The following is a 20,634-nucleotide window of genomic DNA, read 5'->3' as shown; positions in this document are numbered from 1 at the left end:
ATCGCGGGGCTCGCAGGCGGGCTCTTCGCCCAGCTGCGCGAAAACCGTCGCGGCGAGCGACTTCCAGCTGTTCAACAACCTCCCGCTGCTGCTCTTCGCGGTGATCGCCGGTGTGACGTCGGTGTCCGGCGCGGCGCTCGGCGGACTGCTGCTGATGCTGCTTCCTGTGCTGCAGAGCGGGTTCCCTGCGTTCGCCGGCGCGGCGGTCGTGCTGCTCGGTGTCGCGGCGGCCGGGCTCGCCCGTGATCCCAACGGCCTGGTCAGCTGGTTCTTCCGGGCATGGTCCTGGCGGCGCGCATGAGCACGTTGCGGGTGGAGGGTGTGACGGTCCGCTTCGGCGAGGTGACCGCGGTCAACGACGTGTCGCTGGTGGTCGACCCCGGCGTCACCGGGCTGATCGGGCCCAACGGCGCGGGCAAGACGACGTTGTTCGACGTGATCAGCGGGCTGCGCAGGCCTTCCGCCGGGCGGGTGCTGCTGGACGACGCGGACATCACCACGAAGGGGCCGCACCAGCGGTCCAGGATGGGGGTGGCGCGGACGTTCCAGCGGCTCGAGGTGTTCGGGTCGCTGACGGTGTGGGAGAACGTCGTGGTGGCGCTGGAAAGCCGGCACCGGCCGGCCCGGCTCGCCACGGGGCTGCTGGAACGGGTCGGGATCGCGGAATTCGCCTCGAACCAGGCCGACACCGTGCCGACCGGCGCCGCGCGGCTGCTGGAACTGGCCCGCGCGCTGGCCACCGATCCGTGTCTGCTGCTGCTCGACGAGCCGTCGTCCGGGCTGGACCGTGCCGAGACCGACGCGTTCGGCGTGTTGCTGCGCGAGCTGAGCGCGGAGGGCCGCTCGGTCGTGCTGGTCGAGCACGACATGGACCTCGTGATGGGCTACTGCGACAACGTGCACGTGCTGAACCTGGGGCGGCTGCTGGTGTCCGGAACACCGGATGTCGTTCGCGCCCACGAGGGAGTCCGGGAGGCGTATCTCGGATGATCGACCTTACTGACGTCCACGCCGGGTACGGCCGGATCGAGGTGCTGCGCGGCGTCTCGCTGAACGTGCCGCGCGGCACCGTGACCGCGTTGCTGGGCCCGAACGGCGCAGGCAAGTCGACGCTGGTCAAAGTCCTCAGTGGACAGTTGCGGGCTTCCGGCGGGCACGTGCATCTCGGTGGAGTGCACGTCAACGACGCCGCGCCCGACGAGCTGGCTCGCGCCGGCCTGTGCACGATCCCGGAAGGCCGCGCGATCTTCCCGAACCTCACCGTGGCGGAGAACCTGCGGCTCATGCGCGGCGACCCCGCTGTGGTCTACGAGCGGTTCCCGAAGCTGAAGGCGAGACATCGGCAGCTCGCGGGCTCGATGTCCGGCGGTGAACAGCAGATGCTCGCGTTCTCCCGCGCGTTGATCACCGACCCGGCCGTGCTGGTGATCGACGAGCTGTCGATGGGACTCGCACCGGTGATCGTCGCCGAGCTGTACGAGGTCGTGGGGGAGCTGGCCACCTCCGGCGTCACGATGCTGATCGTGGAGCAGTTCGCCGAAACGGCCTCCGCCGTGGCCGATCAGGTCGTCGTGATGAAGCACGGCGAAATCGCTGCCGACAACGATCTGGCTTCCGTCTACTTCGGAGGGACATCATGAGGTACGCGCTCGTCGTGCTGCTGATCCTGCTGTCCCCGGCGTCCCGCGCGGCCGGCCGCCGACATCGGCGGGTTCACGCTGTCCGCCCGTGCGGCACCGGTTTCCGTGCTGCTGCACACCGACCTGATCCCGGTGCCCGCGGAACCGCAGGGCGAGGTGCATCTCTCGTACACCCAGACCGAGCTGGGCTCCGGTCCGATCGGCCGGTCGGTCGCCAGCTCGCTGTGGCCGGGCGCCGCCGTCGGCACCGGGCTGCCGCAGCTGCTCGGTTTCGCCTATCCGGTGCAGGCCAACGCCGCGCACCCCGGCGGCCCGGCGGACGAGTCGAAGTCGGGCATGCGTGCCGCGGCGGGTGCGTCGAAAGCGGAGTCCTACGCGGGTGCCAAGCAGGAGGTGCCGTTCCTGCTCACGACCGACGGCCTGGCGTCGACGAGTGTGAGCTCGGCTTCGGGGTCGGAGGCACGTTCTTCCGCCGTGACGTCCGCGCAGTCGATCTCGCTGCTGGCCGGCATGGTCGTGCTGTCGGGAGTGCGCTTCGAGTCCGTCGCGGTGAGCGACGGCAGCAAGGGGAGCGGCACGAGCACGTTCTCGGTCGCCGAGTTCACCGTGCTCGGCCAGAAGTTCCCGGTCAAGGCGCCGGATGCACCGCCGGACGGCTTGCTGAAGGCGTTGGAGCCACTGGGGATCACGCTGGCCTGGCCATCGGCGGCCACGAAACTCGAAGGGACTCAGGCCACTTCTGCGAGCCGTGGCCTGACGTTGACCGTCGACGTGCTGGCGTTGCGCACCAAGCTGGGTCTCGGCGGGATCCTGGACGGGGTGGTGGCGCCGTTGTTGCCCAAGGAACTGGTGCCGCTGCTGAACCCGTTGCGCAAGATGGTGGTGATCGTCGGCGACACCGAGGCCGTCGCGAACGCCTCTGCGGCAGCGCCTCTCACGCCGCCTGATGTCCCTGCGCCGCAAGCACCTCTGGTACCTCCGCCCGCTGCTGGGGACGCGCCTCCGCTGCCCGGTTCGCCGCCGGTGGCCGGGGTGGCGCCGCCCAAGGCCGTCACGCCGGTGGCGTCGGCTCGCGCGAAGCCCCGCTCGCTGCTCGACTTCCCCGGTGTACCAGCGCTTCTGGTCCTCGCCGGGCTCGGTGTCGCGGCGGCTTCCGCGTTCGGCATGAAGTCGTTCGGCACCTTCCTGCTCGGCGGCGCTCCCTGTCCGTCCGGACACCCGACCGGTGTCCCAGACCTGCGCAACGGGTGAACCATGACCATCCAGGACCGGCGCCGCGCACGAATGCGCAGCGGGCTCGGCTTAGTCGGCACGATGCTGATGACGGCAGGCATCGCCGCGATCCTCTTCGCCTGGTGGGGCGTCGCGCACACCGGGTACGTGTGGGAGCAGATCCCTTACGTGGTCTCGGGCGGGATTCTCGGGGTCGGGCTGATCGGGGTGGGTGGCTTCCTGTACTTCGGTTCCTGGCTGACCAAGCTGGTGGAGGAGCAGCGGCAGACCACTTACGCCTTGCTGCAGTTGCTGGACGAGAGGGTTGCGGAGCGGGTGGATCAGCTGGAGCGGGTGGATCAGCTTTAGCGCGCTGTGAGGGCATAGGCGGGCAACGGCACGTTGCCGCGTTCGCGTGCGGTCTGGCGCAGGAGGTCCTTCGCCAGACCCTCCGGCGCCTGCTGCAGTGCCATGAAGATCTCCCAGTCCGCGTCCTGCAACGCGCCCGTGTCCACGTCCGTGACCTGCTCGACCTGCCAGCCGGCGCGGCCGAGCGCGGCGAGCAGGGTGGCGCGGGTGAGCGGGGCCCGGATGTTGCCGCCGGTCTCGGCCATGCGGTCCTGGGCGAGCACGGCCAGCAGGTGCGGGACCTGGTCAGGGCGCGCGGGTTCCGGGTCCCATTCGGCGAAGCAGAGCCGGGAGCCGAGCTCACGGACCTTCTTCAACGTCCGTTCGAGCAGGTCGGCGGACGCGAAGTACCACGAGCAGTGGGCGAGCACGACGAGGTCGTAACCGGTTCCGACGTCGTCGGCCAGAACGTCCGTCTCGTAGCGCATCTCGATGCGGTCGCCGAGCGGCCCGTCGAGCAGGCGCCGCGCGGACTGGCCGACGGTGACCGGCGTGCCGTAGTCAGGTGGCGCGACGTCGATGCCGACGACCGTCCCGTTCGGACCCACGAGATCCGCGAGCACGGCGGTCATGTCGCCTTGGCCGCAGCCGATCTCCAGCACCCTCGCGCCCTCGGGGATCTGCCAGGTTTCTGCCAGGTCGAGGCGATATCCGGTCTGGGTGACCTGGACGTCCGGATCTGCGGCCCAAGCGGCCATGTGGCGTGCGATCTCCTGAGCGTTCATCGCGTCGGAGGGTAGCGGCGTTCACACCCTTGAACCATTGGTTTAGACCAGTTAACGTGCTCGGCATCACGTTCCCCCTGCACGTGAATGGAGCACCATGAAGAAGTTCCGCTGGCAGATCCTGACCATCGGTCTGGCGATAGCGACAGTGGTCGGAGGCGTTCTCGCCGCTCCCGCGAGCGGCGCGACGGGCGTGACGGCGGCGTTCACCAAGACGTCGGACTGGGGCAGCGGCTACGAGGCCAAGTACACGATCTCCAACAGCGGCGCGTCCGCGCTCACGTCGTGGACCGTCGAGTTCACGCTCCCGAGCGGACAGTCGATCGCGTCGCTGTGGGACGGCAGCTATGCCGCGAACGGGCAGAACATCACTGTCCGCAACACCTGGAACGGCACCGTCCCAGTCGGAGGTTCCGCGAGCTTCGGTTTCACCGTGCGCGGCTCCGGCGGGAGCCCGTCCAACTGCAAGGTCAACGGTGGTTCGTGTGACGGCACCGGGCAGCCGCCCACGACCACGACCACCACTACGACGACGACTTCGAACCCGCCGTTGCCCGGCACCGGCCGCGGCGCGCCCTACCTGTACCTGGGCTGGGGCAACCCGCAGAGCGCCACGCAGGTCATGAGCTCGACCGGCGTCAAGTGGTTCACCCTCGCGTTCGTCCTGTCCGGCGGCGGGTGCACCCCGTCGTGGGACAGCCAGCGCCCGCTCACCGGAGGCGTCGACCAGCAGACGATCAACGCCATCCGCGCGGCCGGCGGTGACATCGTGCCGTCGTTCGGCGGCTGGAGCGGCAACAAGCTCGGCCCGAACTGCTCAACGCCGGAAGCACTGGCCGGCGCATACCAGCAGGTGATCAACGCCTACGGGTTGAAGGCGATCGACATCGACATCGAGAACTCCGACGAGTTCGAGAACACCACGGTCCAGGACCGGATCATCACCGCGCTGAAGATCGTCAAGCAGAACAACCCCGGCATCCAGACGATCGTCACGTTCGGCACCGGCACCACCGGCCCGAACTTCTACGGTGCTCGGCTGATCGACCAGGCCAAGGCGCTGAACGCGAACATCGACGTCTTCACGATCATGCCGTTCGACTTCGGCAGCTCCAACATCCGCACCGACACCATCGGCGCGGCCACGGGGCTGAAGAACAAGCTGAAGTCGACCTTCGGCTGGAGCGACGCCGAGGCGTTCAAGCACGTCGGCATCTCCGGCATGAACGGACTGTCCGACCAGCGCGAGCTGACCACCGTCGACGACTGGACGGCGATCCGCGACTGGTCGAAGTCGAACGGGCTGGGGCGTCTCGCCTTCTGGTCGGTGAACCGCGACCGCGGAGGCTGCGACGGCCAGGTGGCCGCCCACTGCTCGGGCATCCAGCAGACCGAGCTCGCGTTCACCCGCATCACCGCTGGTTTCTAGGTCGTCACTCGCCGTCAGCGCCATTTAATCGGTGGCGCTGGCGGCATAACCTTGTCCCATGCGACGACGACGGTGATCTTCAACTGATCTCTCCCGAACCGCGACGGCGTGGGCGTGGTGTTCGCACCTCATCCCGATCTACGCGCTGTACGCGTTGCTCTTCGCCGACAGCGGGCTGTCGGACACGTCCATCTCCGTGCTGTTCGCGATCTGGTCCACGACCGCGATCGTGTTCGAGGTGCCTTCCGGTGCCATCGCGGACCGGTTCTCGCGGCGGAGCTCCCTGGTCGCAGCCGGTGTGCTGCAGGCATCGGGATATGCCGCCTGGGTGCTGTTCCCGTCGTTCTGGGGCTTCGCGGCCGGCTTCGTGCTGTGGGGCCTCGGCGGAACGCTGACCTCGGGCGCGTTCGAGGCGCTGCTGTACGACGGGCTGGCGGCCAACGGCGACGAGTCGTCGTACGGGCGGCTCAACGCTCGCATCGACACCATCGGTCTGATCGCCCAGGTCCCGATCGCGGTCGTTGCCACCGCGTTGTTCTCGTTCGGCGGCTACCAGCTGGCCGGATGGGTCTCCGTCGCGATGTGCCTGGCGTCGTCAGTGATCGCGTCGCGCTTCCCGGAACCGCCGCGTGGCTCTGACGATGACGAGATCGGGTACTTCGCGACCCTGCGGACCGGCGTGCGCGAGGCCGTGCCGATCAAACGCGCCGTGCTGGCGGTGGCGTTGGTCTACGCGATCGACGCGTTCGAGGAGTACTTCACGCTGCTGGCCCAGGACTGGCGCGTTCCGACGGTGTGGGTGCCCATGGCGACGATCGGCGTGCCGTTGCTGGGTGCGGCCGGTGCGTCTCTCGCCGGTCGGTTGCCGTTCCGCGGCTGGGTTCTGTTCGCGTCGGGTGTGCTGCTGATCGTAGCGGCTGTGCTGGCCGTCCCGTTTGCGATCGTCCTGTTGGGACTGTTCTACGGGCTGTACCGGTTCGTGTTGGTGCACGTGGAAACCGAGTTGCAGCACCGGATCGAGTCCGACGCTCGTGCGACTGTCACGTCTGTTGCCGCCATCGGGTCGGAGATCTTGGCGTTCGCGGTCTACGGCCTGTGGGTGCTCGGATCCGCGGCGGCGGTCGGCGTGCTGATCCTGGTGGTGGCCTTGGTGATCTGGCGGAGGTGATCACCGTGCTCGGCTCAGGATGAGTGTCCACAGGCAGCCTGCCGCGGCCAGCGCGCCTCCGGTGGCGAGGGCGGCCGGGATGCCGGCGTTCGCGATGACGCCGAGCAGGATCGGGCCGCCGCCGAGTCCGATGTCGATGAACGCGCTGGCCGTCCCGGACGCCGCTCCTCGCTGATGTGGTTCAGCGGTGGCGAAGATGGCGGCGAAGAACGCCGGGGTGCTGAACGTGACGCCGGCTCCCAGGACGATGCTGCCCGCGATGAGCGTGTGCGGGGTGGCGGTGAGGATCAGTCCTGTCGCGATGACGGCCAGGGCGATGGCGCCGAGTTTCAGGGGCGGCATGCGGTCTGGCACCTTGGCGAACACCGCTCTGGACACCACGACCGTGGCGCCGTAGAGGAAGAGCGGGAGGCTGGTGTTCTCGAATCCCTCTTCCTGGGCTCGGAGTGCCGCGAACGCGAGGAAGCCGCCGCTCGCCGCCAGCGCCGCGCAGAGGCCGATGCTCGGTGGGATCGCGGGGCGGTGGATCAGCTTGGCGTTCCTCGTCCGTGAGGGTGTGCCGGTTTCGCCGATGAACGCTGCTGCTGCGGTGGCTGCCGCGCAGAGTGCCGCGGCTGTCAGCCAGGCGGTGGGGAACGACCTCTGCGTCAGGACTTCACCGAGTGGCGGGCCCGCGGCCAGGCCCAGGTACAGACCCAGGGAGTTGAGGCTGAGGGCTTCGCCGAGGCGGTCGGGCGGGGCGATGTCCACGAGGGCGGCGAATCCTGCGACGAAGAACGCGGCTTCGGCGACGCCCAGCAGAAGTCGCAGGGCGATGATCGTGGTCAGGTCGGTGGCGAGCGCGGTCAGGGCGAGGCTGGTGGCGGCCAGTGCAGTGCCGGCGAGGAGGAGTGGCCTTCTGCCGATGCGGTCGGTGAGGTGGCCGGCGTAGGGGCGTAGCAGGAGTGCGGAGACCGCGAAGGCGCCGAACGCGAGGCTGCTGCGGCGTTGGTGCTGTGGAGCGGGCCGGTGACGTACAGCGGCAGCGTGTAGACCGCGATGCCCATCGCGGTGAAGTAGCCCAGGTCAGCGGCGGTGAGCAGGGCGAAGCGCGGGGTCAGCAGGCGCGCCATCGCAACAGGGTGCGCCTGGGTCGCGGATTTCGCGACTGGTGGATCGACGCAGCGTGAAGTCTGGAGCGCGTGCGTCATCGCGGCTTCCTCTACCGGTGGTGCGTCAGGTGGCGTGGACGAGCCTGTGTTGCCAGTGGCGCCAGGCGGCGTGGATGAGCTTGCGTTGCCGGTGGTGTCAGGCGGTGTGGGGGAGGTTGCGTTTGCTGGTGGCGTGTCGGGCGGCGTGGATGAGCTTGAGTTGCCGTGGCGCGTCAGACGGCGTGGAGGAGGTTGCGTTGAGGGGTTCGGTTCGGATCCAGCCAGGTGGGCTTGGTGAAGATCGGGATGTTGGCGACCATCGTGACCTGCCAGCCGCTGTGGTGGATCAGGGTGTGGTGGTGGCGGCAGAGCAGGACGGCGTTGTCGACTGAGGTGTCGCCGCCGTCGGCCCAGTGTCTGATGTGGTGGGCGTCGCAGTGTTTGGGCGGTCTGGTGCAGCCGGGGAAGGCGCAGCCCTTGTCCCTGGCGACCAGCAGGCGGCGGATCGCGGCGGGGAAGGTGCGGGACTTGCGCCCGATGTTCGTCTGTTCGGAACGGCTGCCGAGGACGATCGGGATGACGCCGGCGTTGCAGGCCAGTCGGCGGGCTGGTTCGCCGCCGTGCTCCGGCAGCTGGTCGGCGCGGGCCATCATGTCGATCAGGTCGGCGAAGGCGTCGCCCTCGCGTTCGGCGCGGAATCGCAGGTCCGGGCCTTCGTCGGCGGTGTCGGGGCGAGGCTTGGCCAGTGGGTCGATCATGGCTTCGAACTTGGCGCCGGTGACCTTGTCCAGCTTGGCCCACACCTCCAGCTGGTCGTCGGTCCAGCGCAGGCGCAGCTGGTTCGTCGGCCGCTTCGGCTCGGGCTCGCGTGGTTCCGCGTCCTGTTGGTGCAGACGGTAGGCCAGCTCCTTGCCGAAGGAACGGACGGCGCTGGGCTCGTGCTCGCGGGCGAACTCCACCACGGGCTGTTCTGCCTCGGGCGGGAGATCCTTCATCACCTCGGCGACCGCGGTGATGTGCTCGCCGGACAGGGCGCCTTCGGCCACGGCGTCGGCGGTGACGGGCAGCTCGGGGTCGAGCCGAGTGCCGGTCGGGGTGATCTCGCGGCTCAGCAGCCGGGCGCGTTCGTGCCACTGCCGGGCGGTCTTCAGATCCCACCGAACGGCATGTCGCAATACCTGAGGCAGATTCTTGTAACCCAGTTCGGCCGCTGCACCGCGGTGTTCCAGTTCGGCGATCTTGTGCATCATGGCGTTTTCGAGAACGCGAATTTCCAGCACGTCTCCGACGACTGCTGCCAGCAGTTCGTCGGTGGGCAGGAGGCGGAAGTCCGGTTCGTTCACGTGTTCGAACCTACCGCAAGATCACGACGTAACCGCACGTCAAGCACTACACGATCAGGTGAACCGAGTGGTCAAACTTCATAGGGTCCGTTATGTGCCATCTCTCTAGACATACGCAACCACTAGCAACCACGCACGCAACAGGAAGCTTTCTGCACGCACGTTGACCACGACCCGCAACCACCTACGGAAATCGGCCACAGAAATTCGTTCCGGCGCACGCCCGACGAAGGAGGGCATGTGCCGGGTCGGCGAAAGGCGAAGCCGTGCCGCCCTACGCAACCGGAACGGCCCTACGCAACCCGACTCGTCTCCCCAACGCAACGGGACCGGCCACACGCAACCCCGCAACCGGAACGACCGCGCGCTGACGCAGGCGTCCCCCGCGTCGTGGGATCCCCCGCTTTCCAACGATACTCACGGGGTCTGACACTCGACTGCTGCCGCCACCTGGCCGATTCCATCGGGCCCGGCGTAACGCCAGGATCTGCGCAACAGATCAAACTTCACAAGCCGGACATCCGCGGAGGCCGCCGTGCTCGTCGCCCAGATCTTCCTGCCAGTGGCGCTGGCCCTGGTCATGTTCGGCCTCGGCCTCACGCTCACCGTCGCGGACTTCGCCAGGGTCGCGAAGTACCCCAAAGCCGCGGTGATCGCACTGGTCTGCCAGGTCTTCGTCCTGCCGGCGATCTGTCTGGGCCTGGTTCTCGCGTTCGGGCTCAAGGGCGTGCTGGCGGTCGGGATGATGTTGCTGGTCGCCTCGCCCGGCGGCACGTCGGCGAACCTCTTCAGCCACCTCGCGGGTGGTGACGTCGCGCTCAACATCACGCTGACGGCGATCAACTCCGTGCTGGCGGTGTTCACGCTGCCGGTGGTGGTCGGCCTCAGCATGGCGCACTTCATGCAGGACGACGGCGCTGTCGGGTTGCAGCCGGCCAAGTTCGTGCAGGTGTTCGCGATCGTGCTCGTGCCGGTGGCGATCGGCATGTGGGTGCGGAAGCGGTTCGAGGCGTGGGCGCTCAAGATGGAGCGGGCCGTGCGGATCGCGTCGGTGGTCGTGCTGGTGCTGGTGATCCTGGCGGCGATCGCCTCGGCGTTCCAGCAGCTCGTCGACAACATCGGCACGCTCGGGCCGGTGGCGCTGCTCCTGTCGATCCTCAGCCTGCTGATCGGCTACTACGTGCCGAAGGCCTTCAAGGTGGGGGAGAAGGAGTCGATCGCCAGTGCCATGGAGATCGGGATCCACAACGCCACGATCGCGATCACTTTGGCGCTGACGGTGCTGGACAACGAGACGATGGCGATTCCGCCTGCCGTCTACGGGGTTCTCATGTACGTGCCTGCGGCGGTGGCGGCACGGTTGTTGTCGCGCAAGAAGGCTGTGGTCTAAAGCAGTTGCGCGTGCGGCTAGGTTGATCAGCGACATGCGTTCAACCACAACCTTGATAGCGGCCGTTCTCGTTGCCGCAACCGCAGTTCCCGCCCATGCCGCGGGAACGACCGTCCGCACCGACACCGGATTCGTGTCGGGAACCATCACCAACGCCCAGCGCGCCTTCCAGGGCATCCCTTTCGCCGCGCCGCCGACCGGGGACAACCGGTGGCGTGACCCGCAGCCCGTGAAGCCCTGGCAAGGCGTCCTCAAAACTGACGCGCCTGGGCCGAGGTGCGCGCAGGACGAAGGGCTCGGCAGTCCTGCCAGCGACAGCGAAGACTGCCTGTACCTCAACGTCACCGCACCGCTCCAGGCCGCCAACCGGCCGGTCATGGTCTGGATCCACGGTGGCGGCTTCACCAGTGGCGCCGGGTCGGACTACGGCGTGGACCAGTTGGTGCGCAACGGTTCTGTCGTCGTCACGGTCAACTACCGGCTCGGCGCGTTCGGATACTTCGGGTTCCCCGGTCTCGAGGGATCGGGCGCGTTCGGACTGAAGGATCAGCAAAAAGCCCTGGAGTGGGTGCAGCGCAACATCAGGCAGTTCGGCGGCAACCCGCACAACGTCACGTTGTTCGGGGCGTCGGCGGGCGGGTTGTCGACGTGCGCGCAGCTGACCTCGCCACGAACACAAGGCCTCTTCCACCGGGCGATCATCCAGAGCGGACCGTGCCAGCTCGGGATTCCGGCGGGGGAGAACCAGGTCCACCACACCTGGGCGAAACGCGAGGACGTCGAGCAGGCCGGCGTGAAGGCACCACACGGCTGCACGGACCTGAAGTGCCTGCGGCAACTGAACGTCCAGCAGGTCAAAGCGCTGACACCGAAGTTCTCGGCGCCCGCGTACGACACGGAAGCGTTGCCGTACAACCCGATCACGGCACTCCAGCAGGGTCACTTCCACAAGATCCCCGTGCTCGCCGGCACCACGCGCGACGAGCTGACGGTGTTCGTGGCGATGTTCTACCCGCGGCTCGACGCCAACGGGTACGAGCAAGCGCTCACCGACGGCTTCGGTGCGGCCAAGGCCGAGCGGATCCTGGAGCGATACCCGCCGAAGGGCGGCGACGAACGGGTCCAGCTGTCCGCGGCACTGACCGCGATGACCTCGGCCTGCACGACCGGCGAGCTCAGGAACCAGACACGGGCGTTCGGCTACGAGTTCGCTGAACCCGAGCCGCCGATGATCTTCCAGGGCATGCCGGAGTTCCCGTACGGCGCCTACCACGGGTCGGAGCTGCCGTTCCTCCTGAGGTACGGCAACACCAAGCTCACCGACAGGCAGCAGGAGCTGTCGGACGAGATGGTCGAGGTGTGGACCAGGTTCGCGAAGACCGGACATCCCGGCTGGTCACGCCAGGACGTCCGGCTGTTCGCGACCGAGCAGGTCGCACCGGCGGACTACCGGTGCGACCTCTGGTCCTCCTAGGACAAGGAGCGCCCGTGGCGGCACTCGCCCGTCGCACGGCTGGTGGTAACACGGGTCGCAAGCGACACCGGCGGTTCCGCCACGGGCGTTGGTCACCTCGGCAGAGGAGTTCCTTCACTGGCCGATGTGTCGTGTGTTAGACCATTGCCACTGGAGGTGGGTGTTGTTTCCGTTGCTGCAGACCGCCGTCCGCGTCGAACCGCTGGAAGGGGAAGGTCTCACCAACGTCCTGCACCTCGTGACGCTGGCCGACGGGCGCAAGGCCGTGCTGCGGCAACCGAAGGTGGCACGCGACCTGCCGAAGTTCGTCGTGCCCGGCGCACCGGAGGTCCTGGCGCACAACGGCCGCGGTGACGTGCTCGTCGAGTACGTCGAGGGCCGGACGCTCGCGGACGCGCTGCCGGTGTCCGAAGAGGTCTGGCGGAGCATCGGCCGGGCGTTCCGGAAGATCCACCGCATCGGCCTGCTGCACAACGACGTGAACCTCTACAACATCATCGTCGGCGACGGGAAAGCCACGCTGATCGACTGGGACAACCCGGGACAGGGCAACCCGCTCGACGAGCTCGCCGCGTTCGAGGAACACCTCTACCTGCACGGAACCGTGCTGCCCCCTGCGTTCTGGGCCGGCTACGGCCACACGCCGGACCTGAACCTGCTGCGCGTGCACCGGATAGCGGGCTGCATCGGCTGGCTCTCCGGCGAGGACTGGCAGGAGTGGGAGGACGACACGACGCTCAAGCCGGAGATGCTGGCCAGGGTCCGGAACTGGCGGCGGCTCCTCGCGAGCTGGCTCGCCGACCAGTTCCGGACAGCCATCCTGGAATCTGACGGTCTAACGGCTGAGGTTGCGGTACTTCAGCACCGACAGCGGCCAGAAGATCGCCACGAACACCGCAGGCCACAACACAGCCAGTAGCAGCGAGTTCTGCGCCGCCCACGAGTCGCCGCCGACGCCGGGGTTGCCGAACAGCTCACGCGCCGCCGCCACGGTCGACGACAGCGGGTTCCACTCGGACACCGCCCGCAGCCAGCCCGGCATCAGCTCCGGTGAGACGAACGTGTTCGCGAACATCGTCAGCGGGAACAGGAACATCCACGACGCCTGCGCCGCCTCCGGCTTCACCAGCAGGCCGAGGTAGATGCCGACCCAGACCAGCGCGAACCGCAGCCACAGGAACAACGCGAACGCGACCAGCGCGTTGAGCAGCCCGTCGTGGAACGACCAGCCGATCACCAGGCCGCACAGCGCCAGCACCAGCAGCTCCAGCGAGGAGTTCACCAGGTCGGCGATGCTGCGCCCGGCCACCACACCGGTCTGCGACATCGGGGACGCCCGGAACCGGTCCGTCACGCCGCGGTCGGCGTCCATCGACACCATCATCAGCGTGGTGCCGACACCGAACGCGATGGTCTGGCCGAACATGCCCGGCAGCAGGAACTCGATGTAGTCGCCGCCGCCGAACACGTTCATCGCGCTGCCGAACACCAACCCGAAGATCAGCACCGAGATGATCGGGTAGGCCAGGTTCGCGAACACCCTGACCGGCTCGCGCACCCAGTGGATCAGGTCCCGCTTGGCGACGACCCACGAGTCGATCGCTGCAAATCGCACCGCGTTCACGCGCGTTCCTCCGCCTTGTGTCCCGTGATCGCCAGGAAGACCTCGTCCAGAGTGGGCCTGCGCAGTGCGATGTCCTCCGCTTCCACGCCCTTGGCCGCCAGCGCCGACGTCAGCCGGGTCAGCGCCGCCACCCGGTCGGCCACCGCCACGCTCACCCTGAACGCGTCGGGGTCCACCTCGGCGTCCGGCCCGAGCACGTCACGAACGACCGGCAGCTCCTCGGAGGTCCTGACCACGACCTCGATCCGGTCGCCGCCGAGCTTGGACTTGAGCTGGTCCGGCGTGCCCTGCGCGACCACCCGGCCGGTGTCCAGCACCACGATCTGGTCGGCAAGCTGGTCGGCCTCGTCCAGGTACTGGGTGGTGAGCAGCACCGTCGTCCCCTCCGCGACGACCCGCTTCACCTCCCGCCACACCTCGCCGCGGTTGCGCGGGTCGAGGCCGGTCGTGGGCTCGTCCAGGAACAGCACCGACGGCCGCGTGATGAAGCTCGACGCCAGGTCCAGGCGCCGCCGCATGCCGCCCGAGTAGTGCTTGGCCCGTTTGCCCGCCGCGTCGGTGAGCCCGAACTGCTCCAGCAGCTCGTCCGCCCGAGCCTCGGCCTGCCGCTTGGAGAAGTGGTAGAGCCGCCCCCACATCACCAGGTTCTCCCTGCCGGTCAGCACGTCGTCCACGGTGGACTGCTGGCCGTTCAGCGCCACCTGACGGCGCACCGCGGGCGCCTCCCGCACCACGTCGTGGCCCGCCACCTCGGCGCGGCCGCCGTCCAGTCGCAGCAACGTGGCCAGGATGCGCACCGCCGTCGTCTTGCCCGCGCCGTTCGGGCCGAGCAGCCCGCACACCGTTCCCGCCGGCACTGCCAGGTCGAAGCCGTCCAGCGCCGCCTTCTTGTCGAATCTCTTGTGCAGGCCTTCCGCGAGCACCGCGTGTCCCACGTTCACCCCCATGCGCTGTTTACGTCGTACACCAGGTGTACGTTGTACACGGTACTAGGATTCACAGGCAAGCTGGTTGTGAAAGAGGGGGCTGGGTGAAGCAGAGCGACCGGGACCGGAGCGTGCGTCTGCTGTGGGAACCCGACGCCCAGACGGCGAGAGAGCCCAAGGCGGCGCTGACCAGGGCGCGGGTCGTCGACGCGGCCATCAAGGTGGCCGACGCCGAGGGCGTCGACGCGCTCACCATGCGCCGGGTCGCCGAGACGCTGGGCTTCACCACGATGTCGCTGTACCGGCACGTGCCCGGCAAGTCCGAGCTGCTCGACCTGATGGTCGACGCGGTGTGGGGCGAGACCGAGCACGCTCCGGCTGGGCCGTGGCGGGAGGGGCTGGAGTTCTTCGCGCGGCAGATGTGGTCGATGTACCGCGCGCACCCGTGGATGCTGCAGCTGACCACCTCGCGGCGGATGCCCGGCCCGCACGCGATGACGCGTCAGGACGCGGCCTACGCCGCAGTCTCCGAACTGGGGCTGCGGTCGGAGGAGATCGTGGCGGTGGTGACGACGGTTGCCCACTTCGTCGACGGCGTCGGCCGGACGATGGCCGACCGCGTGCGGTCCGAACGGGAGACCGGGGTGTCGGAGGAGGACTGGTGGAACGGCAGGGAGGCGCTCTGGGAGCACTTCACGCCGGATCGCCTGCCGATGATGACGCACATATGGAACTCGGGCGGCTTCGAACGCCCACTGGACGAGTTCGAGTTCGGTCTCGCGCGGGTGCTGGACGGACTCGCGGTGTTCATCGACGCCGAGGACCGACCGCTGGTTCGTCGAGAGACGTGCCTGTAGCCATACAAGACGACTTGAGTCGTCCGATCGAGTGAAAAGCCCAGCTCAGACAGCCCATGAACCGTAGTTGCGCGGTTACGTAATGCCATTGTTATGAGCAATCAGAATGAACTCGTTCTCGGGATGAACCGACCACTCCTATCTGCGCGTTTTCCTTATGACACCGTTTCGCCGCGGGGGTCGAATCGGGACGACGAGGAGGTCGTATGACAGCTGGCGCGCACGACGCGGTCACCCTTGGCTGCTACGCGCTCGGCGTTCTGGACGCGCACGAGAGTCGTGGCGTGGAGCAGCACCTGAGGGGCTGTCCGTCCTGCCGTGCGCAGGTCGCCGACTTCCATCGGATCCGCAAGGTGCTCGACGAGGTGCCCCGTGAGGTGTTCCTGCACGAGCTCGAAGCCGACCTGCCCAAGCCGTCGGATCTGGTGCTGCAGCGTGCGCTGCGGCAGATCCGGAACGAGTCCGTCATCCCGCAGCCGCGGGTGGCGGATCAACGTCCCAGAGCCAGTCCGGTGCCGGTGGAGGACCTTCCCGATCCGCAGCACGCCAAGCCCCGGCGCTGGCCGGGCTACCTCGCCGCCGCGGCTGTAGCCGCGGTGGTGGCGTTCGGTGGCGCTGCGGTGTTCATGCAGAACCAGACGCCGGGAACGTCCATCGCCGGACCTCGCACGGGCGAGGCGACGGCGGGCGGGATCAAGATGGTGGCGGAGATCTCGCCGTCATCGCAGGACCGCTACCTGGTGGCCGCCGACATCGACGGTCTGCCTGCCGCGCAGAAGTGCAAGCTGATCGTGGTCGGCACGGACGGCACGAGGACCGAGGCCCACGCGTGGACCACGACCGAGAAGCAGCGGGTCGACGGCTCCAAGGTGCGGGTCATGGTCAGCGTGCCACCGGACAAGGTGAAGTCGATCTTGGTGGAGAACGCGGAGGGCAAGACGTTCGTGGTGGCGAACCTGTAAGGACGGAAACGGACGAAGGGCCCGCATTCATCAGAATGCGGGCCCTTCTACTTACATTGATGTAATTCAGACGGCCTGCAATGTGAGCCATGCTCCGACGAGGATCACCATCGCGGCTGTGCCGACGGGTGCGTAATGCGAGAGCGCACGGGTGGCACGGCCGTCCAGGATTCTCTCGACGCGTTCACGGGCCTTCACGAGCAGCAGTCCGACCGCGGTGAGAGTGGCGGCCATGCCGAATCCGTAACCGAGGACCAGCAGCACGCCGAACCACGTTCGGCCCAAGGCCATCGCCCCGAGGAGGACGACGAGCGCGGAGGGTGACGGGACCAGGCCGTTGGCCGCGCCCATGCCGATCAGGCTCGCGCGGCTGTACCCGTGGCCGTGCCCATGACCGTGTCCGTGGCCATGACCGTGCCCATGTCCGTGGCCGTGCCCGTGTCCGACGCCGGCGAGCGCGGGTTCACGGGTGACGGCGGAGCGCAGCAGCATCACGCCGATCACCGCGATCAGCACACCGCTGATCAGGCCGAGCCAGCGCAGCACCTGCTCGCCGGCCAGTGCGCTGGAGGCGCTGATGATCAGGCCCAGGACCAGCACGCCACCGGTATGCGTGGCCGTGACCGAGGCACCGACGATGAACGCGTCCTTCGGCGTGCCCTGACGGCCGGCGAGATAAGCGGCGATGAGCGTCTTGCCGTGACCGGGCAACGCCGCGTGCGACGCGCCGAGCACCAACGACAGCAGCAAAGCCAGGAACCCGAGCCACGGCGTGAGGTCGTCGCTGCCCAGGATGTCGTTCAACGCGGCCGCCGTGACGCTCAACGACTGGATGGGGGAGCCGGAGGCCTCCTTCGGCTCTGACCCGCTGCCCGGTTCGGCGTTGAACGTGACCGCCCGGACGTCCATCGGGTTGCTGAGCAGGTCCTCCGGGTACGCGCGGAGCTCGTTGCTGATGCTCTCGGTGGGAACTGACGAGTCCGTCAGCCTGATCCCCGTGCCGGCCGCGGTGATCTCGCGCCAGCCGACCCTGTCGACGTTCGACTCGTCGCGGAACTCCAGCCTGGCCGGCCGGTCGAGGTCGACCTTGGCGGTGAAGTCGCAGACCAGCCTGGTCGTGATGAGGTCGGCCTGGCCGACGGGATGTTCCTTGGTGGCGCTGGAGAGCGACCAGGTGATCCGCCGGCCGTCCACTGTGGACCGATCGGTCCTGGAGACCTCGTCGCACCACTGCTTCGCGTCACGGGTCTTCAGGTTCTCCTGCAGCGTCGGGATCTCCGCCACGTCGACCACGGATCTGAGGTCGATGCGATCCGGGTGCAGGTGCAGCCCGTGGTAGTGGTTGACGCTGAAGTTGCCCAGCGGGTGGCCGAACGCCTCGCCGTTGATGAAGAAGACGCCCGCGAACAGCAGGGCGGCCACCAGGACGGGGCGCACGACCCAGCCGGAAAGACTCACCGGCCGCCTCGCAGCTCGGCGAGCTTGCGACCCGCCTTCAGCGCCTGGAGCGGGGAGAAGTTCGCGTTGAGCCGCAACGCCTGCACCAGCGCCTCCTGAGCCTCCGCTATCCGGCCCAACGCCGCGAGGATCATGCCGCGGTGGTAGGAGAACGTGGCGTTCTGCCAGCCCAGGGCCACAGCACGGTCCGAGTAGCTCAACGCCTCGGCGTCACGGCCGTTCACGTGCAGCGCCCACGCCATCGCGTCGGCCACGAACACGCTCTGACGGCGGTTCCACTCGGCCTCTGCCCTCCGCAGCGCCTGCATGGCGTCACCGCGGTCCGCGGCCACCAGCGCCGCGGCCAGGTCGTCGGAAGCTCCCTGCGACTCCATCAGCCGCTGCTGCTCGGACAGCACGTCGTACTGCTTGGCGGCCTCGTCCTGCTTGCCGCCGGCCTCCAGCAGCTCCGCGTACTCCTGCAGGTACTGGGGCAGGGGCGCGCGAGCCACCAGCCTGCGGTAGGTCTCCAGCGCCACCGGGGTCTCACCCCGTGCCGCCGCGACCTTGGCCTTGCCCTGAGTGAGAGTCATGTCGTCTCCTCTCGCCGCCAGTCCCTGCTCGTAGTGCTGTGCGGCTTCGTCGAGCCGGTTGTGGTCGAACGCGAGTTCGCCCAGCCGGTAGCGGCAGAACGCGACCTCCTCCGGTGTCGCCGCCGCGGTGAGCGCGCGCTGCATCGCGTCGCGGGCGCCGTCGACGTCGCCGTGGAGCTCGAAGTGGAAGGAAGCGCGGGCGAAGGATGCGGTGTTGGGCTTGATGTCCAGCATCTTCTGCACCGCGTCCTGGGCACCCGCGTCGTCGCCGAGCTGCGTCAACGCGTCTGCCAGAACGCCATAAGCCTCCGCTGACCGCGGAAGCTGGGTGAGAGCCTTCGTCGCCCAGTCGCGGGCGGCGTGGAAGTCGTGGCGGGCGTTGGCCAGCGTGCCCATGCCGATGGCGGCGAGGCCCGTGTCGCCCGCGTTCTTCAGCGCGCCCTCGGCCTTGGCGTAGTACGCCGGGTCGGCCGTGACGCGCGCCAGTTCCACATAGGACGCACCGAGCTGCGCCCAGGAAGTCGTGTCCTGGGGAACACTGTGCAGTCGCTGCTGCAGCTGGTGCACCACGCGGTGCATCTGGTTCTGCTGCGCCACAGCCGGAACAGGGGGCTCGCCCCCGGCCCTGCTGTCGGCAGGACCGGAGGCGGCTAGGTAGGCAAGCGCCGCGGTGACCAGGAGAACCACCGCGACGGCCTGCCGTTGTTGGTACTTCACTTCGAGTGCGACCCGTACTTGCGGATCTGCTGCTGACGCTTGCGCCACAAGAAGAAGCCCGCACCGAACACGAACGCGGAGCCGACCGCGGTGGTCATCGCCATCGGGTCCAGGTTGCCGATCTTGCCGACCGGGTTGACCGCGACGTTCGCCGTGTTGCCGGAAGCGTTGACGGCGGTGCCGTTGCGGGGCAGAGCCACGTACGGGAACGCCGCCTCGAACGGCTGGTCGTTCGCGTCGACCTTGTCACCGGTGGCGAGCGCGTCGACGAGCTTGCCGGAGGCCGCGGCACCCTCCATCGCCTGGACGGCGATGTCCACCACGTCGTCGGTGAGGCGGCGGCCGTTGGGGAAGCCCTGTGTGTCACCGGCGAGCAGACCGAGGCGGTTCGGGTTGGCGTTCGGGTTGATCGACATGTTCAGCCGCAGCATCTCCGCCGGGCGGAACCGCTTCTGGTCCACGTCGGCGTTGTTGACCTGCGAGTTCAGATCGGCGTTGATCTGTCCGCCGAGCTTCTTCGTGATACCGGTCAGGAAGATCTCGGCCAGGTCGTCGCGCGGACCCTTCGGAGCCGGGATCTTGTAGATGCCCTCGATCAGCTTCGGCAGCTCGGGGTTGTTGACCCGGTCCACGAGCTCCTTCACGCCGGCGTCCTGGTCGGGGCGCAGGCCGTTGAACGCGTCCTTGAGGCCCGCGGGAGCCACGACCTCGTTGACCAGCGGGTTGCCCAGCCGCGAGACCTGCACGAAGTCGCCCTGCGCCTCCGCCTTGCCCGGCGAGAGCTTGAGCGACCGGCGCTGCGTGGTGCTCCAGATGCCGATGTTCGGGTTGCGGTTCGCGTCGTTCTTCAGCGCGAGCGCCTGCTTGGGCAGCTGGAGCGCGATGGTGTTGACGTTGTAGCCGCGCAGCGTGTCCTGGCCGACCTCGCTCAGGTTGCCGCCGTAGAGCAGGTCGAACACCCTCAGGTCGGCGAAGAACGCGTCCTCGGACGGGCCGACGTAGACCTTGCCGCCGCCGGGGATCTGCACGGTCGCCTGGTCGCGCAGCTTCTTGAAGTCCGGCATCGACGCGGGACCGTTCGGGGACGGCGCCACCGGGGCGTCCTTGACGAGCTGGACCTTCTGGCCGTTCTCGTAGATGGCCTCGATGCTGTAGCGCTGCCGGAACAACAGGTTCTCGTCGTCCAGCGAGTCCACGACACCGTTGGCGTACAGGAACGTGGTGTTCTTGCGCCGGTCGTCGTTGTGGAACTGCCAGCGCAGGACGATGTCCGCCTTCGCGTCACCGTCGTTGTCGATGTTGAAGTCGTACTGCGCGTCCTGGGCCCACGGGAAGAAGTTGGGGCCGCCGTTGGGTTCCTGGAACCCGGACCAGTTGCCGACCAGCGTGACGGTGTCCTTGTGGTCGGGACTCACGAACGCGTAGAGGTCCGTGTTGTCCACGGCCGGATCGCCCGCGATGAGCGGGGCCTCGCGGTGTGACGAGGCGGTGGCGTTGGTACCGCCGAACATGGCCGCGTTGAGCAGTGTGGCGGCCACCAGCGCGGCCGCAGCCACCTGGCCGCGCCGACCGCTGAGGACGTGCGGTGATGACATCTCT

The 20,634-nt window shown here is 68.2% G+C and carries 21 protein-coding genes; 12 read left to right on the top strand and 9 right to left on the bottom strand.

Translation table 11 applies throughout. From position 1 onward, the window contains the following. Window positions 1-100: 100 nt before the first annotated feature. The 5 genes from FXN61_RS51405 (at window position 101) to FXN61_RS01980 (ending at window position 3,221) form a co-directional block, all read left to right on the top strand. Window positions 101-301, top strand: a complete 201-nt coding sequence (locus FXN61_RS51405; protein ID WP_246290572.1) for a hypothetical protein — start codon at window positions 101-103, stop codon at window positions 299-301. Further along, window positions 298-990: an ABC transporter ATP-binding protein gene (locus tag FXN61_RS01995; RefSeq protein ID WP_167969626.1), complete on the top strand. Its 693-nt coding sequence runs from the start codon at window positions 298-300 to the stop codon at window positions 988-990. The genes FXN61_RS51405 and FXN61_RS01995 overlap by 4 nt, the downstream gene beginning before the upstream one ends. After that, the gene (locus FXN61_RS01990) at window positions 987-1,640 is read left to right on the top strand and encodes an ABC transporter ATP-binding protein (protein WP_167969624.1); all 654 of its coding nucleotides are present in this window, start codon (window positions 987-989) and stop codon (window positions 1,638-1,640) included. Before FXN61_RS01995 ends, FXN61_RS01990 begins: the two co-directional genes overlap by 4 nt. Before the next feature lie 105 nt (window positions 1,641-1,745). After that, window positions 1,746-2,891 carry a choice-of-anchor P domain-containing protein gene (locus FXN61_RS01985; RefSeq protein ID WP_167969622.1) on the top strand — a complete coding sequence of 382 codons (1,146 nt, stop codon included), beginning with the start codon at window positions 1,746-1,748 and terminating at the stop codon, window positions 2,889-2,891. Between the two features lie 3 nt (window positions 2,892-2,894). Continuing rightward, window positions 2,895-3,221, top strand: a complete 327-nt coding sequence (locus FXN61_RS01980) for a hypothetical protein (RefSeq protein ID WP_167969620.1) — start codon at window positions 2,895-2,897, stop codon at window positions 3,219-3,221. On the opposite strand, the gene FXN61_RS01975 is transcribed toward FXN61_RS01980, so the two are convergent. Further along, complete coding sequence (locus FXN61_RS01975) at window positions 3,218-3,985, bottom strand: methyltransferase domain-containing protein (protein ID WP_167969618.1); 768 nt, start codon at window positions 3,983-3,985, stop codon at window positions 3,218-3,220. The two genes, FXN61_RS01980 and FXN61_RS01975, sit on opposite strands and share 4 nt — an antisense overlap. A gap of 97 nt (window positions 3,986-4,082) precedes the next feature. Between FXN61_RS01975 and FXN61_RS01970 the strand changes: the two genes are divergently transcribed. Together FXN61_RS01970 and FXN61_RS01965 are read left to right on the top strand one after the other, a co-directional pair. Continuing rightward, window positions 4,083-5,414: a cellulose binding domain-containing protein gene (locus FXN61_RS01970; protein WP_167969616.1), complete on the top strand. Its 1,332-nt coding sequence runs from the start codon at window positions 4,083-4,085 to the stop codon at window positions 5,412-5,414. A 154-nt stretch (window positions 5,415-5,568) separates the two neighbouring features. Then, window positions 5,569-6,582: an MFS transporter gene (locus FXN61_RS01965; protein ID WP_246290571.1), complete on the top strand. Its 1,014-nt coding sequence runs from the start codon at window positions 5,569-5,571 to the stop codon at window positions 6,580-6,582. Here FXN61_RS01965 and FXN61_RS01960 read toward each other — a convergent pair whose 3' ends face one another. The 3 genes from FXN61_RS01960 to FXN61_RS01950 all read right to left on the bottom strand — a co-directional run bounded on the left by FXN61_RS01960 (window position 6,583) and on the right by FXN61_RS01950 (window position 9,055). Next, window positions 6,583-7,524: an MFS transporter gene (locus FXN61_RS01960; RefSeq protein WP_167969734.1), complete on the bottom strand. Its 942-nt coding sequence runs from the start codon at window positions 7,522-7,524 to the stop codon at window positions 6,583-6,585. Next, window positions 7,428-7,694 (bottom strand): hypothetical protein, encoded by a 267-nt coding sequence (locus FXN61_RS01955; RefSeq protein WP_167969614.1) that lies wholly within the window; start codon window positions 7,692-7,694, stop codon window positions 7,428-7,430. Before FXN61_RS01955 ends, FXN61_RS01960 begins: the two co-directional genes overlap by 97 nt. A 251-nt stretch (window positions 7,695-7,945) precedes the next feature. Beyond that, window positions 7,946-9,055 (bottom strand): HNH endonuclease signature motif containing protein, encoded by a 1,110-nt coding sequence (locus FXN61_RS01950; RefSeq protein WP_167969612.1) that lies wholly within the window; start codon window positions 9,053-9,055, stop codon window positions 7,946-7,948. Window positions 9,056-9,590: 535 nt separating this feature from the next. Here FXN61_RS01950 and FXN61_RS01945 point away from each other — a divergent pair. The 3 genes from FXN61_RS01945 to FXN61_RS01935 all read left to right on the top strand — a co-directional run bounded on the left by FXN61_RS01945 (window position 9,591) and on the right by FXN61_RS01935 (window position 12,838). Next, a complete protein-coding gene (locus FXN61_RS01945) occupies window positions 9,591-10,445 on the top strand; it encodes a bile acid:sodium symporter family protein (RefSeq protein WP_312877496.1) in 855 nt (284 codons plus the stop codon). A 34-nt stretch (window positions 10,446-10,479) separates the two neighbouring features. Beyond that, window positions 10,480-11,919: a carboxylesterase/lipase family protein gene (locus tag FXN61_RS01940; protein WP_167969610.1), complete on the top strand. Its 1,440-nt coding sequence runs from the start codon at window positions 10,480-10,482 to the stop codon at window positions 11,917-11,919. A 160-nt stretch (window positions 11,920-12,079) separates the two neighbouring features. Beyond that, complete coding sequence (locus tag FXN61_RS01935) at window positions 12,080-12,838, top strand: lipopolysaccharide kinase InaA family protein (RefSeq protein ID WP_167969608.1); 759 nt, start codon at window positions 12,080-12,082, stop codon at window positions 12,836-12,838. On the opposite strand, the gene FXN61_RS01930 is transcribed toward FXN61_RS01935, so the two are convergent. Both FXN61_RS01930 and FXN61_RS01925 read right to left on the bottom strand, forming a co-directional pair. Beyond that, complete coding sequence (locus FXN61_RS01930) at window positions 12,755-13,543, bottom strand: ABC transporter permease (RefSeq protein ID WP_167969606.1); 789 nt, start codon at window positions 13,541-13,543, stop codon at window positions 12,755-12,757. The two genes, FXN61_RS01935 and FXN61_RS01930, sit on opposite strands and share 84 nt — an antisense overlap. Continuing rightward, window positions 13,540-14,490 (bottom strand): ATP-binding cassette domain-containing protein, encoded by a 951-nt coding sequence (locus tag FXN61_RS01925; RefSeq protein WP_167969604.1) that lies wholly within the window; start codon window positions 14,488-14,490, stop codon window positions 13,540-13,542. Before FXN61_RS01925 ends, FXN61_RS01930 begins: the two co-directional genes overlap by 4 nt. Window positions 14,491-14,573: 83 nt before the next feature. On the opposite strand from FXN61_RS01925, the gene FXN61_RS01920 reads away from it, so the two are divergent. Together FXN61_RS01920 and FXN61_RS01915 are read left to right on the top strand one after the other, a co-directional pair. Beyond that, window positions 14,574-15,326: a TetR/AcrR family transcriptional regulator gene (locus FXN61_RS01920; RefSeq protein ID WP_167969602.1), complete on the top strand. Its 753-nt coding sequence runs from the start codon at window positions 14,574-14,576 to the stop codon at window positions 15,324-15,326. Between the two features lie 206 nt (window positions 15,327-15,532). After that, entirely contained in the window at window positions 15,533-16,288 is a 756-nt protein-coding gene (locus FXN61_RS01915) for an anti-sigma factor family protein (protein ID WP_167969600.1), read from the top strand. A gap of 66 nt (window positions 16,289-16,354) precedes the next feature. On the opposite strand, the gene FXN61_RS01910 is transcribed toward FXN61_RS01915, so the two are convergent. Genes FXN61_RS01910 through FXN61_RS01900 form a run of 3 tightly spaced genes read right to left on the bottom strand, consistent with a single transcriptional unit; the run spans window position 16,355 to window position 20,630 of the window. Next, window positions 16,355-17,746, bottom strand: coding sequence for a nickel/cobalt transporter (locus FXN61_RS01910; RefSeq protein ID WP_312877495.1), 1,392 nt, complete (start codon window positions 17,744-17,746; stop codon window positions 16,355-16,357). Continuing rightward, a complete protein-coding gene (locus FXN61_RS01905) occupies window positions 17,743-19,035 on the bottom strand; it encodes a tetratricopeptide repeat protein (protein ID WP_312877494.1) in 1,293 nt (430 codons plus the stop codon). The genes FXN61_RS01910 and FXN61_RS01905 overlap by 4 nt, the downstream gene beginning before the upstream one ends. Beyond that, a complete protein-coding gene (locus tag FXN61_RS01900; protein ID WP_167969598.1) occupies window positions 19,032-20,630 on the bottom strand; it encodes a DUF4331 domain-containing protein in 1,599 nt (532 codons plus the stop codon). Before FXN61_RS01900 ends, FXN61_RS01905 begins: the two co-directional genes overlap by 4 nt. Between the last annotated feature and the right edge of the window lie 4 nt (window positions 20,631-20,634).

Origin of the sequence: Lentzea indica (genome assembly GCF_012184385.1) — a bacterium.
Classification (GTDB): Bacteria; Actinomycetota; Actinomycetes; order Mycobacteriales; family Pseudonocardiaceae; genus Lentzea; species Lentzea indica.
The sequence above is the reverse complement of the archived record's forward strand: the minus strand, read 5'-3'. Positions and strand labels throughout refer to the sequence as shown.